General features: G+C 41.2%; 13 protein-coding genes and 1 pseudogene. 7 read left to right on the top strand and 7 right to left on the bottom strand.

The window, feature by feature from the left end:
• Window positions 1-83: 83 nt before the first annotated feature.
• The gene (locus tag ACE3G9_RS12630; protein WP_417879787.1) at window positions 84-440 is read right to left on the bottom strand and encodes a RidA family protein; all 357 of its coding nucleotides are present in this window, start codon (window positions 438-440) and stop codon (window positions 84-86) included.
• Between the two features lie 428 nt (window positions 441-868).
• On the opposite strand from ACE3G9_RS12630, the gene proV reads away from it, so the two are divergent.
• The 4 genes from proV (at window position 869) to proX (ACE3G9_RS12610) (ending at window position 5,342) form a co-directional block, all read left to right on the top strand.
• Window positions 869-2,056 carry a glycine betaine/L-proline ABC transporter ATP-binding protein ProV gene (gene proV, locus ACE3G9_RS12625; protein WP_449219302.1) on the top strand — a complete coding sequence of 396 codons (1,188 nt, stop codon included), beginning with the start codon at window positions 869-871 and terminating at the stop codon, window positions 2,054-2,056.
• A gap of 5 nt (window positions 2,057-2,061) precedes the next feature.
• Window positions 2,062-3,162 carry a glycine betaine/L-proline ABC transporter permease ProW gene (gene proW / locus ACE3G9_RS12620; protein WP_417879785.1) on the top strand — a complete coding sequence of 367 codons (1,101 nt, stop codon included), beginning with the start codon at window positions 2,062-2,064 and terminating at the stop codon, window positions 3,160-3,162.
• 85 nt (window positions 3,163-3,247) lie between these two features.
• Complete coding sequence (gene proX, locus ACE3G9_RS12615) at window positions 3,248-4,255, top strand: glycine betaine/L-proline ABC transporter substrate-binding protein ProX (protein ID WP_417879784.1); 1,008 nt, start codon at window positions 3,248-3,250, stop codon at window positions 4,253-4,255.
• 85 nt (window positions 4,256-4,340) lie between these two features.
• On the top strand, window positions 4,341-5,342 hold the full coding sequence (gene proX / locus ACE3G9_RS12610; RefSeq protein ID WP_417879783.1) for a glycine betaine/L-proline ABC transporter substrate-binding protein ProX: 1,002 nt from the start codon (window positions 4,341-4,343) through the stop codon (window positions 5,340-5,342).
• Between the two features lie 94 nt (window positions 5,343-5,436).
• Here the strand turns inward: proX (ACE3G9_RS12610) and ACE3G9_RS12605 are convergent, their stop codons facing one another.
• Window positions 5,437-8,310 (bottom strand): alkaline phosphatase family protein, encoded by a 2,874-nt coding sequence (locus ACE3G9_RS12605; protein WP_449219301.1) that lies wholly within the window; start codon window positions 8,308-8,310, stop codon window positions 5,437-5,439.
• A 204-nt stretch (window positions 8,311-8,514) separates the two neighbouring features.
• On the opposite strand from ACE3G9_RS12605, the gene ACE3G9_RS12600 reads away from it, so the two are divergent.
• Window positions 8,515-9,006: a MarR family winged helix-turn-helix transcriptional regulator gene (locus ACE3G9_RS12600; protein WP_417879781.1), complete on the top strand. Its 492-nt coding sequence runs from the start codon at window positions 8,515-8,517 to the stop codon at window positions 9,004-9,006.
• A gap of 75 nt (window positions 9,007-9,081) precedes the next feature.
• Here ACE3G9_RS12600 and ACE3G9_RS12595 read toward each other — a convergent pair whose 3' ends face one another.
• Window positions 9,082-9,978, bottom strand: coding sequence for a homocysteine S-methyltransferase family protein (locus tag ACE3G9_RS12595; protein ID WP_417879780.1), 897 nt, complete (start codon window positions 9,976-9,978; stop codon window positions 9,082-9,084).
• Window positions 9,979-10,131: 153 nt separating this feature from the next.
• On the opposite strand from ACE3G9_RS12595, the gene yjjG reads away from it, so the two are divergent.
• Window positions 10,132-10,806, top strand: coding sequence for a pyrimidine 5'-nucleotidase (gene yjjG, locus ACE3G9_RS12590; protein WP_417879779.1), 675 nt, complete (start codon window positions 10,132-10,134; stop codon window positions 10,804-10,806).
• Window positions 10,807-10,916: 110 nt separating this feature from the next.
• On the opposite strand, the gene ACE3G9_RS12585 is transcribed toward yjjG, so the two are convergent.
• From ACE3G9_RS12585 to ACE3G9_RS12570, 4 genes and pseudogenes are all read right to left on the bottom strand, one after another.
• Entirely contained in the window at window positions 10,917-11,201 is a 285-nt protein-coding gene (locus ACE3G9_RS12585) for a hypothetical protein (RefSeq protein WP_449219300.1), read from the bottom strand.
• A gap of 91 nt (window positions 11,202-11,292) precedes the next feature.
• The gene (locus ACE3G9_RS12580; protein ID WP_449219299.1) at window positions 11,293-11,700 is read right to left on the bottom strand and encodes a hypothetical protein; all 408 of its coding nucleotides are present in this window, start codon (window positions 11,698-11,700) and stop codon (window positions 11,293-11,295) included.
• 123 nt (window positions 11,701-11,823) lie between these two features.
• Window positions 11,824-11,982 carry a hypothetical protein gene (locus ACE3G9_RS12575; protein ID WP_449219298.1) on the bottom strand — a complete coding sequence of 53 codons (159 nt, stop codon included), beginning with the start codon at window positions 11,980-11,982 and terminating at the stop codon, window positions 11,824-11,826.
• Window positions 11,983-12,291: 309 nt separating this feature from the next.
• Window positions 12,292-12,435, bottom strand: a pseudogene (locus ACE3G9_RS12570) (SDR family NAD(P)-dependent oxidoreductase); the annotation flags it as partial.
• Window positions 12,436-12,544: 109 nt separating this feature from the next.
• Here ACE3G9_RS12570 and ACE3G9_RS12565 point away from each other — a divergent pair.
• The gene (locus ACE3G9_RS12565; protein ID WP_449219348.1) at window positions 12,545-12,793 is read left to right on the top strand and encodes a hypothetical protein; all 249 of its coding nucleotides are present in this window, start codon (window positions 12,545-12,547) and stop codon (window positions 12,791-12,793) included.
• The last annotated feature ends 11 nt before the right edge of the window (window positions 12,794-12,804 follow it).

The following is a 12,804-nucleotide window of genomic DNA, read 5'->3' as shown; positions in this document are numbered from 1 at the left end:
TAAAACCAAAGCAAAACGCACGCCGATACTAACATTGACGTGCGTTTTTATTTCTATCACTTTATTCGTTAAGAAAGATACATTTAGCCGGTCTTTAATGCCGCCGTAACAATCAATTCCACTTTTAATTCAGGGCGAGCTAATTTCGCTTCACCGCACGCACGAGCTGGCGCAAACCCTTCTTCAAAAAATGCATCCCAAACCGCGTTCATTTCTTGAAAATCAGCCATATCCGCAAGCCAAACAATGGTTTGCAGTACATGTTGTTTATCCGATCCCGCTTCTAACAATAAGGTTTCAACACGACGTAATGCTTCCGCAGTTTGTTCTGCAACACTCGTTCCAGCAACACCTACTTGACCACAAAGATAAACCGTCTCGTTATGCACAACAATTTTACTCATTCTTTGATTGGTTTGCTGACGCTCAATTGTGCTCATGACTACTGCTCCTAAGTAATAATTAAAAATAACGAACTTATAAAATTCAAAAAATATCCGTTCGCCTAAATAGTTTGATGACAGAATAACGGATTGATAAAAATATTAGTAGGCCCACCTTTCAATACTAAACCATACTTTTTATAAATAATTTCAGCATCAATATTTGAAATTGCAATACAACCAATGTCGGACATATTGAATTCAATATTCTATGTTCATAACCTTAAACTTCAGATGCTTACCCTTATTCACTTAAAGTGTTCTGAATCAAAAATCCCCTACAATAGTCACAGCTTTATTAATTACATCAACTTGTGCACTCTGTCTAACTTTTGCAATTTTATGGCAAATTGTTTAGGGTACTAAACAGTTTGCAAGGCATTTGTGTATTAGTTTTGCAAAAAAATAGCCAAGGATGCTAAATAATGACAACGAAATTAGAAGTAAAAAACCTCTATAAAGTGTTTGGCGAAACACCCGATGAAGCCTTTACTCTCATCGATAAAGGTTTAGATAAAGATGAAATTTTTGAAAAAACTGGCCTCACTGTTGGGGTAAAAGATGTTTCACTTTCGATTAATGAAGGAGAAATATTCGTCATCATGGGCCTTTCTGGCTCAGGTAAATCCACCTTAGTTCGACTATTAAATCGTTTAATTGAGCCTACTCGTGGCCATGTATATTTAAACGGTAAAGACATTGCGGTTATTTCGGATGAAGAATTACGTAATGTACGACGCAATAATATCAGTATGGTTTTCCAAAACTTCGCCCTAATGCCTCACATGAGCGTGATAGAAAACGCTGCCTTTGGCTTAGAACTTGCTGGCGTTGATTTGGATAAACGTAATGATGCTGCACGTAACGCACTGGCAAGAGTAGGTTTAGAAAGCCAATGTGAATCCTACCCGGATGAATTATCGGGTGGTATGAAGCAACGTGTTGGCCTTGCCCGAGCTTTGGCGACAGACCCAGATATTCTATTAATGGATGAAGCCTTCTCAGCGCTCGATCCCCTTATCCGTACTGAAATGCAAGATGAGCTTATTCGTCTACAAAATGATGACCGACGCACTATTGTGTTTATCTCACATGATTTAGATGAAGCAATGCGTATTGGTGATCGTATTGCCATTATGCAAAACGGTGTGGTGGTTCAAGTCGGTACACCCGATGAAATACTGCAAAATCCAGCCAATGATTACGTAGAATCTTTCTTTAGTGGTGTAAACGTTGCTGATGTCTATTCCGCCAAAGATATTGCGCGAAAAAAACCTGCCGCAGTATTTAAAAAAGGTGAGACCGATGGCCCAGCCGCCGCGCTGCAAATACTATCGGATCATGACCGCGATTATGGTGTGGTGATTGATAAAGCCAACAAATACTCAGGAATTGTGTCACAAGACTCTCTAAAAGCAGCCTACAAAGAAAAATGCCCTCTTAGCACTGCGCTATTAGAAGGCACCGTTTCTTTACATGCTGATACCCCAGTTAGCGAACTGATCAGCCAAGTTGCTGAAGTACCTTATGCGGTGCCTGTAATCGATGACGACGGGACATATCACGGGGTGATTACCAAAACCCGTCTGCTTCAAACTTTAGATAGAGAGTAATTATTATGACAACTGAAACAACCGTAAGTGCAGCGCAAGCCGCTGATCCATGGGCTTCAGCTGCTTCAACAACATCAAGCGATCCATGGGCGACCGCAAGCTCAGCAGAAAGCACGTCTTCATGGCTCAGCAATACCCCAACTCAACCAATAGAGCAATCTATTGATTGGGCTCACCCGTTTAAAGATGCGGTGATCCCATTTGATCACTGGGTTGAAAGTGGCCTAAATTGGCTCGTCGAGCACGGACGCCCGGTATTCCAAGCGGTACGTGTACCAATCGACTTTATCCTAACATCATTCCAGACTGCCTTGGTCTCAACCCCCTCGCTGATCATGATTGCCTTGTTAGTGTTAATTGCTTGGCAACTTGCCGGTAAAAAAATGGGCTTTGCGACCCTAGTATCACTTGCTGTGATTGGCTTTATAGGAGCTTGGTCGGAAGCAATGGTAACACTCGCTTTGGTTCTCACCTCAGTCTTTTTCTGTTTATTGATAGGCTTACCGATGGGGATATGGTTGGCCCGCAGCCAATCAGCAGCCAGAGTTATTAGACCAGTACTTGATGCGATGCAAACCACACCGGCATTTGTATATTTAGTACCAATCGTAATGCTGTTTGGTATCGGTAACGTACCAGGCGTTGTAGTAACCATTATATTTGCACTACCGCCAATCGTGCGTTTAACCATTTTAGGTATACAGCAAGTTCCTGAAGAATTAATCGAGGCGGGTCATTCATTTGGCGCTAGTCCGAAACAAATGTTGTATCGAATTCAACTACCACTGGCAACGCCGACCATTATGGCGGGTGTTAACCAAACCTTAATGTTATCGCTTTCAATGGTCGTCATCGCCTCAATGATTGCCGTTGGTGGTTTAGGTCAAATGGTATTACGTGGTATCGGTCGATTAGACATGGGGCTTGCTGCAGTCGGTGGTTTAGGGATTGTTATCCTTGCCATCTTGTTAGACCGCCTAACTCAAACCATTGGGGTCGCTTCACGCGATAAAAAAACCCACTGGTATGAAACTGGTCCAGCATCATTGATTTATCGATTAACCAAAGGAAAATCAAGCAAGCCTGGTGATGTTAAGGCTTCTTGATTCCAATTCCAGTTCAGCGCCACCGCTGGAACAATGAATGTTCTAGCGTTCACCAATAAGCGTAAAAGAAAAAATAGGAGAAATAATGAAAACAACACGGATGAAAACTTTACTTACGACGACCCTACTGACTTCTGCAACTTCGTTTGCTGTCAATGCTGAAACCTTACCGGGTGAAGGCGTGAGTGTACAACCTATTCAATCGACAGTTGCAGAGGAAACATTCCAAACTCTGATCATTGATAAAGCACTCGAAAAGCTAGGCTATGATGTAAAACCAATTAAAGAAGTGGATTACAACGTCGGCTACACCTCTATTGCTAATGGTGATGCAACCTACCTTGCGGTTAACTGGGCTCCTTTGCATGATGACAAATATAAGCAAGCCGGTGGCGATGACAAATTCTACCGTGAAGGTACTTATGTCACAGGTGCGGCGCAAGGTTACCTAATTGATAAAAAAACCGCAGACAAATATGGCATCACCAATATTGGTCAGTTAAAAGATCCAAAATTGGCAAAATTATTTGATACTAATGATAATGGTAAAGCTGATTTGACAGGTTGTAACCCAGGTTGGGGTTGTGAAGCCGTGGTTGCCCACCAATTAAAAGACTTTGGTCTAGAAGATACTGTCGATAACAACCAGGGCAACTACGCTGCCATTATCGCCGATACTATTTCTCGCTATAAAAATGGTGAGCCTGTGTTGTATTATACATGGACGCCTTATTGGGTAAGTGGTGTATTGGTTCCAGGCAAAGACGTTGTATGGTTAGAAGTACCTCATTCATCTCTACCGGGTGACCGTAGCGATATTGATACCACACTACCAAATGGTAAAAACTATGGCTTCCAAATGAATGCAATGCACATTATTGCTAACAAGCAATTCGCTAAAGAGAACCCCGCGGCCGCCAAACTGTTTGCCATCATGAAGTTGAATATCAACGATATCAGTGCCGAAAACCTAATGATGCAAAAAGGCCAAAACAAACCAGCGGATATTGAAGCGCATGCTAATGGCTGGATCAAAGCACACCAAAAGCAATTTGATGCTTGGGTTGCCGAAGCGAAAGCCGCCGCTCAATAATTATTACTAAAATTAAGCCTATCAAGCTGCCTATCTTGGCAGCTTTTCTTCTATCAGTATAAATAAAAACATCGAGACATCACGGATGAAAAATATAACAAAAACTCTTTCAATGACCATGTTGGTAGCAAGTAGTATTTCATTATCCACTTTTGCAAGCGATCTACCGGGTGAAGGGATCACCGTACAACCGGTACAATCCACCATTGCCGAAGAAACCTTTCAAACATTGATCGTTAATAAAGCAATGGAAAAACTAGGCTACACCGTAAAACCAACCAAAGAAGTTGACTACAACGTTGCTTTTACGTCTATCGCTAATGGGGATGCGACCTACCTTGCAGTTAACTGGGATCCACAGCAAAAAGACAAATATGAAATGGGCGGTGGCGATGATAAATTCTATCGTAAAGGTGTCTATGTCAATAATGCCGCTCAAGGGTACTTAATCGATAAAAAGACCTCCGATAAATATCACATTACCAATCTAGGCCAATTAAAAGATCCTAAACTCGCCAAACTATTCGATTCTGATGGCGATGGTAAAGCCGACCTAACCGGTGGTGAGCCAGGCTGGACAACGGAATCTATCATCAACCACCAAATCGATGCCTACGGCTTACAAAATACCGTAACTCAGCGTCAAGGAAGCTACTCAGCTTTAATTGCTGACACTATCTCACGCTATAAAAACGGTGAGCCTGTGTTGTATTACACTTGGACACCATACTGGGTCAGCAGCGTATTAGTGCCAGGCAAAGATGTAGTATGGCTACAAGTACCTTTCTCAGCCATGCCAGAAGGCCTACAACAAGATACCGCGCTGCCAAATGGCCACAACTATGGTTTTCAGGTCAACACCATGCGTATTGTCGCCAATAAAGAATTTGCGAAAGCGAATCCAGCAGCCGCAAAACTGTTCTCTATCATGAAACTCAACATTGGTGATATTAGCCAACAAAATATGATGATGAGAAAAGGTCAAAACAAACCAGCAGATATAGAAGCGCACGCGAATGGGTGGATTAAAGCCCATCAGAAACAATTTGATGCTTGGGTTGCACAAGCTAAAGCTTCGGCTAAATAATTTGTCGTACACTATTTAGCTGTATTAAAATTTGTAGTTACTTGGGTATAGGTTACTGCTATTCATTAGCAGTAACCTATTTTTATTACACAAACTAATGTTGAAGCGACATTAATACCGATGGGTATCCCCAACCATCGACTCCAACTTTAACCGGTTTACCTGTCAAATATTCAAATAAAGTCGGAGCCAACGATCCATTATCTACCGCTCCAAGACGAGCTTTAGGTTGCATGCCATCTTTCCAAAACCCAATAAACGCATCTTTTTCTAAATATGTTTCACCGGCATGACGACCTGGAACTAACGTATTATAACCAAACCCATCTTTAGGAAATAAATTGACCGTCCCCGCCCGATCATCTTCATATAAATGAATTAATTGCATCACCGAATCCGGTCTAGCACTCATGGCAGTTAATTCACGCCATTGCGAACCAATACAACCTTTTTCTGTCATACAACTTTTCATCAACACTTGTTTACGTTTCACTTGTTGGTGGCTTAATGTGGCTTTATAAGGATTAGATTGAGCAACTGATAATAATTCCGGTTCACTTTTACCATCCACCGCTTGATAAGAAATATGATCGCCCACACGAGTGATCACTTCATTTCTAAGTTTACCGTGACGATACCCCACCACACGTACTGCGCAACGTTCAGGTAAGCAATCTGATTCACGAACCACTAAATAATCTAACGATTCACGCAATCGATAGACAATTTCATCAATAATATTAATCGTTTTACTACCAGAAATGGGCATAAACTTGGACAATTCATCATAAAGCGGCTGAACTTTCCATCCTCGTTTCGAGTTAAAAAAATCCATCATATAGTTACCACCAGCGGTTGATGCAATCACAACATCGACCCCTTTATTACTCGGATAATGCAAAGCGTTCGTCATTTTGGGCCCTTCGCCTTCATCTGAGGAAATTTTTAACACTTTCAGTTCAATTCCTTGTTTCTTCAAACCATCAAACACCACCGATTCTGGGCTCAAGGTATAATGCACCGCAGACAAGCCATGATCTCCCGCCATGCCCCAAAGCGTGTGTGGATGTATGCCCGCTTGTTTGTAGGCTTCATCCACCTGACCTAACCAAAAATCTAATCGATTCAACTCCCCTGTTGGGTTAATGATCTCATCACCAAATGGGCCTTTAAAGTGGGCAAAGTGATCCGGCCATGGGTTATACATCAATAAATAATCTGGCATCGCTTGTTCATTCAATGTGGCTAACTCGGCAATTTGATCTCTCAACACTCCCTTTTGGCTCATTTTTGTTAGCAGTCTCCAATCACTTAGACTTTGATAAGCCTGAATTTCATTAATTAAGGCTTGGCGCCTTTTCGACGCGATACGTTCCATTTCTGCTCGGTGGTGTAATTCAAGTAAGCAACGTTGCTCACCAAAATCACGAATCGATTCACCCAAACCTAAGTTCACTAACGCATCAAAACTCAGTTGTGCATTCCAATCATATTGCGCATTACAATTCATAGTTTTCAAATACTTTAAACGATCAAACATGGTCTTCATGCCACGCTGTTCCGTTAAAGGCTCTAATTGCAAAGCATCATTACCAAAAAAGTAATAAGCACGGTCGTGTTGTCTATCCACAAAATGAAAATTAGGGATCCCCGTTCCTCCTTTACCTGAAACCGCGGCCCCCGTTTTCACAATCGGTAAATTACGCACACTAATCGTCGGTGTGGATGAAATGCCATCACTCGCAATCCCATTTTTATGTTGCTGATATAAGTGCTTAAAAAATGGTAAATAGCTCGGATCATTTTCCCCTTTATTTACCAACTGATTCAAAAATTTATGCTGAGGTTGATGTTCTGGAGAACCCGTTTCACCCTTTGGTTTAAACGCTTTAAATACTTGCTCTTGTTTGAGTACTTGGTGTAAATATGGGCTGTCTTTAGATTGCGCTAACCCTTCCATTAAACCTTGACTTAAACCATCCACCACAATTTGAACCGCTCTCGGTCGGTTCTGGCGTGATTGTAAATAGGCAATTAATTCATCCGGGTTATCTTCTAATTTATCTTGCATCCATGCCGTAAAAACTTCCGCTCGTTGAGTCGGCTGCACATATTGACGGTAGGCTTTCAATACATTCATGCGAACAAAATCGATTAAAGTAATCGTCAATGCTTGTGCTTTATTGTTGGTTTTACCTTGGTTGGCTGGTTTCGCATCATCCAAGATGGCGTTCATTGCGGATCTCATTTCACCTTGCGGCATACTTTGAACATATTTGGACAACGCTTCCATAAGCAACCATTGAACATGCTCAATGGTTGCTCGATCTTTTGCAGAGGTGGTTAAATATTGGTAATGATCGGGCAAAGATTTCGCCAACTCCCAATCATCATTATTAAATAGTTCATCGTAAATACTCACTAACATAGCGAAAAACTGGCGATTCATCGTCAGCCCTTCACGGCGCTCAACACCATCACTTAATTCTTCTTCTGTTATTTTAGATTTATCTTCATCCAGACGAAAAAGAGAATGTTGCCAAGCTTCTAATTGAGTAGAAGAATAATGATCAATTAAATATTTTCGAAACTGGTCTTGGTTTTCTGCACGGCTGTATTGATCATAAAAAACGTAGAGAAAGCGCCCTAAAGAGATACTATAAAAAGGGTTAGAAAGGCGTTTAATCACTCTACTTTTGGTTTCAACATCAAGAGGAAGTGTCAGAATATAAGCATCTAATGTCATGCCTGCAATCGTGAATACGGTAACATCTCTTCCTGTTGAAATAGTGGTATCGAACTGATTTAAAATATTATTTTTTATTAAAGTACCACTGTAATAAATAGGGGCAACAACGGGAATATTCGAAACACTCTCCGCATGAACTATCGACATCTTAAAACTGGTCAAAGTGGCCACGACCCACAAACTGACAAGCTTTATTTTTCTCCTTGGCTTCATTTCCATATACCTTTAATTCTTGTACAATATCGTCAATATTTAAGTGATTAATTTAACCACAAATACATAAGCAACAGTGATGATTTGAGTAAAATTTCACCTGTTATCTACACTTAACGTAAAATACCCACATCTTTATACCTCAATGTACTTTTCCCTTTGCGAAAGACAGATAGGTTACTTTCACGTCTTCATTATGGGAGCAATAACATGGATAAACACGAAGAAGTTCTGATCGCTATTCGACAAATTATTCGCGCGATCGATCTGCACTCAAGACAACTGAATAAAGAGCTTGGTTTAACCGGGCCGCAATTACTTCTGATGCGTTCAATTCGTGACTCAGGAGAAGTAACGATCCGTCAGTTATCCATAAACACCAATATGAGTCAGGCGACCGCGACAACCATTATTGATCGCATCGAAAAGCGTGGTTTAGTTCAGCGCCAACGCAGCCAGCTTGATAAGCGTAAAGTGCATGCCTACTTAACCGAAGAAGGTGCAAAGCTGCTAGAAAAAGCGCCGCTACCATTGCAAGATCACTTTATTCAACGTTTCCAAAATCTCGATTCATGGGAACAATCGCTACTGCTTTCATCGGTACAACGTATTTCAAAAATGATGAACGCTGCCGATCTTGATGTCGCACCGCTATTGGAAGTGGGTAATATCGCGCACCATCAAGGTACGCCAAGTAACTAGTACCAAGTTAATACCGCCACCATACTCTTTGTGGCGGTTAGTTTATTAACAGATAGTCACCATAACAAAGTCGATTTAATTGAATTGTTCAAGTTTCCATTGGGATAATGCTTGAATATGATCTGGACGAATACCACAACACCCACCTATTGTCGTCGCACCGAGTTCGTACCAACGCTGTGCAAATTTCAGATAGTCATCCGGGGTAAAAGTCCGTAGTGAACTAATCTCATTATTTGCCTGATGCCCAGAGGAGATAGGGGTGAAATTATTAGCATACACTCCAATTTCTAAATCGAGCCCATGACTATCGATAACCTTTTTACTGACTTTAATTGCCTGCTCCATCACCTCAGGAATCGAGCAATTAAAGAACACGCCTTCCCCACCATGACGACAAACAAATTCCGCCGCCTCTTCTACTGCTTCGCCTGAACGTAACTTAGCTTGATTCAAAACTTCATCATCCAATGAAAAAGCGTAGTAGCATTTTTTATTGGTCGAGTTCAGTATTGAATGAATCACCGTTAATTCAGCCATACTCGAAATGGTCTCGACTAACCACAGATCAACATACTCATCTTGTGCATTAAAAAGTGCGCGGGAAATACTTTCAGCTTGTGATGATTCGAAAAGGTCTGGTCGATAACTACCTAATGCAGGAGGAATACAACCCGCGACAAGGACAGCGTTTTCTTTAGCTACTTGATAACTAATTTCCGCTGCTTGTCTTGCCAGATCAGCACCATTGCTTTGATACAACGCCTCACCCAAATGAAAAGGAACGCATGCATAACTATTAACAGTAATAATATCAGCACCCGCATCGATAAAGTTTTGGTGAGCTTGTGTCACTTGTTGTGGTGATTCAATTAGCGCTTGTGCACTCCATAAAGGTTGTGAAAATGGTGCGCCTATTCTTTGTAATTCTCGCCCCATTCCACCATCAAGGATCGTTAATGCTTTCTTCATTTCATTTAACTTAATTGGCTTGTTTGTGATGAAGATTGAATCATATTAGATTAGAGATCAAATAAATTTAATGGGAATTTTTCTCCTCGGCGATGGTTTAATCAATCTCACGATTAAAGGTATACTAAAGCTTCAATAACCAATGGATAAATCATGAAATACGACTGGATCTTTTTTGACGCCGACGAAACCCTTTTCCACTTTGACGCGTTCAAAGGCATGCAATTGATGTTTTCTCGCAAAGGCATTGATTTCACCGAACACGACTACGCAGCCTATCAAAACATTAATAAACCACTATGGGTTGATTATCAAAATGGCGATATCACGGCCGACCAACTCAAGCACACTCGTTTTGATTCCTGGGCGCAGCGACTAAACACTACGCCAGCAGAACTGAACTCAGCATTTTTAGAAGCCATGGCTGATATTTGTTCTGTTCTACCCGGTGCCAAAGAGTTAATGGAAGCGATTACGGGCAAAGCAAAAGTTGGCATCATTACTAATGGCTTTACCGATTTACAAGCAATTCGATTAACTCGTACTGGTATGGATAGCTACATAGATGAAGTGATCATTTCAGAAGAAGTCGGCATGGCAAAACCGGATAGCATCATATTTGAACATGCTCTACAGCGCGCGGGGAATCCATGTAAATCAAAAGTGCTGATGGTAGGCGATAATTTGCATTCAGATATTCTGGGCGGCATCAATTTTGGGATAGAGACTTGTTGGTTAAATCCACACGGCGCAATCGCAACCGATGGCATTAACCCACACTACACCGTGAGTTCGCTAATGGAATTGCAAGCGATTTTAGAAGCATAGTAACGTCTTCAAATAGCACTGAACACAAACGATAGAGCCACCGATTCTCTATTCATATTGAAATAGGAAACCAGTGGCTCAATGTTTAATTCTCAATAACGTCAAACAACCTATTGCTTAACCAACACGCCTTCCACTTCCATGACAGATTTAGCATCTGCGCGATCAATAATTTTAATCAAGGCTGATTGAATCACTTCATGCTCTCGAACATCGATTTCACTCGAAAAACGCTCTTCTTGAACTTCCGCGCCTTCTTCTAAAGTAAAACTGACTACCACCTCTGTGGCACAATCTAGGTTCGGACCAAAATATTGCAGGGTAATTTGTGGGTATCCTTTAAAGCCTTTTTTAACTAGCTTTGCGATGCGTTTTTTTGCTTTATCCACGTTCATCTTTATCTACTCCTACCAACGCTAACTCATTGTCACGTTTAAACTCAGAGTACCACAAGGTATCAATATCAGATACGGAATGTTGCAGTGATTACTTTTTCTTGCTCAGTTGCACTAAGGTTTCATGCCAAGCGGCGCTACCGTCTTTCTTTGTCACATCATACTCAGCGCAGAATTGCGATATCGTCATATTGCTATCACCCGTCGCCAATTTTAACGCCAATTGAACTTGCTGAAGTTTACTTTGCAGACGCAGCACTTGCCCAGCATTGGGGTTCTTTTCTTTAGCATATTTTAGCGCGGCGTGTTTGCGCTCAGCCGCTCCCGCTCGACGGTCAGCTTCTGACAGCAAATATTTCAGCTGTGCAACGCTCTTTCCTTTTTTAAAGGCAGGTTCGAGCAACTCCACACATTCATCAAATGACGGGGTGACGACGTATGGATCAATTTTACGTGCTTGTTGGCGCATCCACTCGAGCGCGAGTTTTTCATCAGACATAACAGGATCTTTACTAAATAACGGACTTGCATGGTATCGCTCAATAGTGAAGCGTTGCAATAAAAAAGTAACGGCTGCGGAGTAAGTAAAAAAATTCGTTATTTGATGAAATAAGTGACGACATTAGACTTGTTTATTGTGGGTTTTACGTGGTGATTTTTTGGGAATAAAAAAGTCACAAGCGATACGTGTTGCAACAGTCGGTTGCTCCCATGCACCGCATAAGTCTTTTTGATTATCCGGCGTACGAGTAAATTGTCGGCATTGTCCACATTTATCCATTGTACTTTCTCCATAAAGTCTTAACTATATCACTTAAAACAGAGTACAAAACTAACACGGCAAAGCCAATACTCATAAAGAGTCAGTGTGAGAACTAAATTAACCACAGTGATGTGATAACGATAGTCATCACCTTTCATCAATCAGGTGATTTTTATTTAGAACAGCTGTTATTTAGGTTTACAACGATTGGCCACAAATCCGTAAAATCATAATATAATCATAGTGTTATCTAATAAAAATCAGGTTGCGTTCAATATAAACAGTAAGATACATATACCTAAGTGATTGCAATATGCAGAATTCAGAGCTATCAGCCAAATGTTGCGCAGAAGTAGAATCAGACTTGTAATTAATACACACCGCATAATCGTGCTTTGCAAACAGTTCAGCGGCTGCAGCACCGATACCTCTGCCTCCACCGGTAACTAATGCTACTCTTTGATCATTCATAAACCATCCTTATTTATGAGTGAAAGATGATATTAACAAATAGGGTATATTTATCGACGTGATCAGAACTGTTATCCTACACACATAACGTTTTAATAGAGTATTTATGATGATTGACGATAACCTAGTAATTGAAACCTTAGACGATCTAGAAGCATTTTTGCGCTTAGTAGAAAACGGCGGCCTAGGGCTTAAAAATGTCACCGGTGTGGCGCTGGCAACCAATAACAGTAATGGTCGCCCGTTTGTTGCGGTTTTAGATGATAAGCACCAATTATTGCTTGGCCGCTGGGTCACTCAAGACGTGTTTGATAACGGCAAAGATCTTGTCCGTAATGGCCCAAGTAAAGCACACTAATGCTTTCTATG

The organism is Vibrio sp. E150_018 (genome assembly GCF_053544035.1).
This window is presented reverse-complemented; position numbering and strand designations above follow the sequence as displayed.